At 67.3% G+C, this 3,135-nt stretch carries 3 protein-coding genes and 1 pseudogene; all 4 read right to left on the bottom strand.

Annotated elements, in window-relative coordinates; all coding sequences use genetic code 11:
* Positions 1-83: 83 nt before the first annotated feature.
* Complete coding sequence (locus VFX99_RS09820; protein WP_329666114.1) at positions 84-1,088, bottom strand: sugar phosphate isomerase/epimerase family protein; 1,005 nt, start codon at positions 1,086-1,088, stop codon at positions 84-86.
* Between the two features lie 10 nt (positions 1,089-1,098).
* Positions 1,099-2,280 carry a Gfo/Idh/MocA family oxidoreductase gene (locus tag VFX99_RS09815; protein WP_329666113.1) on the bottom strand — a complete coding sequence of 394 codons (1,182 nt, stop codon included), beginning with the start codon at positions 2,278-2,280 and terminating at the stop codon, positions 1,099-1,101.
* Positions 2,277-2,693, bottom strand: a complete 417-nt coding sequence (locus VFX99_RS09810; RefSeq protein WP_329666112.1) for a C-glycoside deglycosidase beta subunit domain-containing protein — start codon at positions 2,691-2,693, stop codon at positions 2,277-2,279. Before VFX99_RS09810 ends, VFX99_RS09815 begins: the two co-directional genes overlap by 4 nt.
* 25 nt (positions 2,694-2,718) lie before the next feature.
* Positions 2,719-3,135: pseudogene (locus tag VFX99_RS09805) on the bottom strand (nuclear transport factor 2 family protein); the annotation flags it as partial.

Below are 3,135 nucleotides of genomic sequence, written 5' to 3'. Positions count from 1 at the left end.
GAGCAGCAGCCGCACCACGCTCGTCGAGATGTTGCCGGTTCCTCCGACGACTCCGACCTTCATGCGGGACCGTTCATGCGCAGCTATCGCTTCGTGGAGAAGGCCGCGTCGAACGACGCGGCGGGCGGCGTGATCTCCGCGAGGTTGCGGACGAACGCGAGCGCCTCGGGTGCTCCGACGAGTCTGTCCATGCCGGCGTCCTCCCACTCGACGCTCGTCGGGCCCTCGTATCCGATCGCGTTGAGCGCGCGGAACAGCTGCTCCCAGCGGACGGCGCCGTGGCCTGTGGAGACGAACGTCCATCCGCGCCGCGGGTCGGCCCAGGGCCGGTGCGAGCCCAGCACACCGTTGCGGCCATCGAGGTTCGCGATGGATTCCTTCACGTGCACGTGGAAGATGTGGTCGGCGAAGTCGAGAACGAACGCGATGTAGTCCAGTTGCTGCCAGACGAAGTGCGAGGGATCGAAATTGAACCCGAAGCTCTTGCGATGCCCGATCGCCTCGAGCGTGTCTTTCGCCGTCCAGTAGTCGTAGGCGATCTCGGAGGGGTGCACCTCCAGGCCGAAGCGCACGCCGACCTCTTCGAAGACGTCGAGGATCGGGTTGAAGCGGTCGGCGAAGTCCTGGTATCCGCGTGCGATGAACTCGTCGGATGCCGGCGGGAACATCGCGACGGCCTTCCAGATGGACGAACCCGAGAAGCCGTTGACCGTTTTCACCCCGAGCTTCGCGGCGAAGCGAGCCGTGTTCTTCAGGTCTTCCGCCGCGCGCTGCCGCACTCCTTCGGGCTCTCCGTCACCCCACACGCGAGCCGGCAGGATGTCGCGGTGGCGCTCGTCGATCGGGTCATCGCAGACGGCCTGCCCGGTGAGGTGATTCGAGATCGCGTAGACCTTCAGGGCGTTCCGCTCGAGGATGTCGAGACGGGACTGGACGTACTCCTCGTCGTCCCACCGCGACACGTCGATGTGGTCGCCCCAGCAGGCGATCTCGAGGCCGTCATAGCCCCACTCACCGGCGAGGCGGGCCACCTCTTCGAACGGCAGGTCGGCCCACTGGCCGGTGAAGAGGGTGATCGGTCGGGTCATTCTTACTCCTTCAGACGGATGCCGGGGTGGCCGCGGCGACGCGGACCCAGGCGGATTCGTTCGCGCTGGATCGCTCCACCGCGTCGAGCACGCGCTGAACGGAAAGCCCCTCAGCGAAGGTCGGGTGCGGATCGGCCCCCTCGGCGATCGCGGTCACGAGGTCGACGACCTGGTGACTGAAGCCGTGCTCGTAGCCGAGCATGTGCCCGGCGGGCCACCATGCGGCGAGGTAGGGATGCTGCGCCTCGGTGACCAGGATCTTGGTGAAGCCCTGGCGGTCCTCGGGCGCGGTGCGGTCGTAGAACTGCAGGCTGTTCAGATCCTCAAGATCGAAGGCGAGCGCCCCCTTGTCGCCGGAAACCTCGATCGTGAGGGCGTTCTTACGCCCGGTCGCGAAGCGAGTGGCCTCGAACGAGACGAGCGCGCCGTTACCCAGACGCCCCGTGAAGATCGCGACGTCGTCGACCGTGACCTCGCCGAATCCTTCGGCGGCGGTACCCGACAGTCCGGAGCCCGAGCCGAGGAGCGGACGCTCCTTGACGATGGTGTCGATCGTGCCCGACACGGCGTCGACGCTCAGACCGGTCACGAACTGCGTCATGTCGATGATGTGCGCGCCGATGTCGCCCAATGCCCCTGAGCCCGCGTGCTCCTTCTGCAGGCGCCAAGCCAGCGGCATCGCCGGATCGACGAGCCAGTCCTGCCGATACGCGGCCCGCACCTGTTGCACGGTGCCCACCACGCCCTGCGCGATCAGATCGCGGAGGAATGTCACCGCGGGAACGCGCCGGTAGGTGAAGCCGACCATCGAACGCACGCCACGCGAAGCGGCGCGCGCCGCGGCATCCGCCCTCGCCTCGGCCTCTTCGACCGGGTTCGCGAGCGGCTTCTCGCACAGCACGTGCTTGCCGGCGTCCAGCGCCGCGATGGCGATCTCGGCGTGCGAGTCGCCCGGCGTGACGATGTCGACGATGTCGATGTCGTCGCGCGCGATCACCTCGCGCCAGTCCGTGGCGGACTCCGCCCAGCCCCACTTCTCGGCGGCACCGGCGACGGCGTCCGCGTTGCGACCCACGACCACGGCCATTTCGACAGTGTCGGCGAGGTCGAACATGCGCGGCGCCTGGCGCCACCCGACCGAGTGGGTTGCCCCCATGAAGCCGTAGCCGATCATGGCGACCCGCAGCGTCATGCCAGCACGACCTCGCGCTCGACCGGCACGCGGTTGGTCACGTAACGGCCGGGACCGCCGTCGACGCCGGGCATGATCTGCATGTACAGCAGGCGCATGGTCAGCACGACCTCGACGGTGAGCTTCTCGCCCGCCTCTGGAGCGTGATCCAGCGGGATGACGACCTCGGGCTTGTCGGCGACGAACCAGAGCGTGTCCCACTGCTCGGGCAGCTCCTCGATGCGGTAGCTCGTGCCGTTCAGCTCGAAGCGAAGCTTGTCCTTCGGCACCTCGACGCCGTTGACGGATGCCGCGACGTCATCCACCGCGGACAGCCAGAGGCTGCGGTACCAGGGAAGCTGAACCGAGACGGCGATGGCGTCATCGCGACGGCGGACGTCCTTGTCGGAGAAGAGGGAGTTGTGGGTGGCCATGGCAGGCTCCTCGGTTGCAGAGAGATCAGTGGAAGGTGTCGGTGAACGTGGCGTGCGGGACCGGGGGCACCGGTTCGAGCTTCTGCACGGTCTCCGGGCTGTACGGGTGGTTCTCGGAGGGCACGGGCTGGTCGGCCGGCGGCATGAAGACGGGCTTGCCGTCGTCGCCGAAGTACATGAGGTCGAGATCGAACGCACCCTGGTTCTTGAGGCCGAAGCTGATCCAGTTCTCCTCGAACGGCGCGCGGGCGAGTTCGTAGCAGCGGAACTTCCAGATCCTCCACTCACCGTCCTGCTTCAAGAAGTCGATGGCGTACTTGCACCAGACCCAGTGCGCCCAGACCTTCTTGCCCAGCACCTCGCCGGGCGAGTACATGTCGGGGAACTCCTCGGCGACCTCGGGGTCGGTGAGGCCCGACTCGGTGCCCGCCATGAGCCAGAC

Origin of the sequence: Microbacterium sp. (assembly GCF_036277215.1) — a bacterium.
In the GTDB taxonomy this organism is placed as follows: Bacteria; Actinomycetota; Actinomycetes; order Actinomycetales; family Microbacteriaceae; genus Microbacterium.
This window is presented reverse-complemented; position numbering and strand designations above follow the sequence as displayed.

What these genes read in the sequence shown, in the direction of transcription:
- VFX99_RS09820 (WP_329666114.1), bottom strand. Translation starts at nt 1,088, where the DNA reads ATGACCCGACCGATCACCCTCTTCACCGGCCAGTGGGCCGACCTGCCG.
- VFX99_RS09815 (WP_329666113.1), bottom strand. Translation starts at nt 2,280, where the DNA reads ATGACGCTGCGGGTCGCCATGATCGGCTACGGCTTCATGGGGGCAACC.
- VFX99_RS09810 (WP_329666112.1), bottom strand. Translation starts at nt 2,693, where the DNA reads ATGGCCACCCACAACTCCCTCTTCTCCGACAAGGACGTCCGCCGTCGC.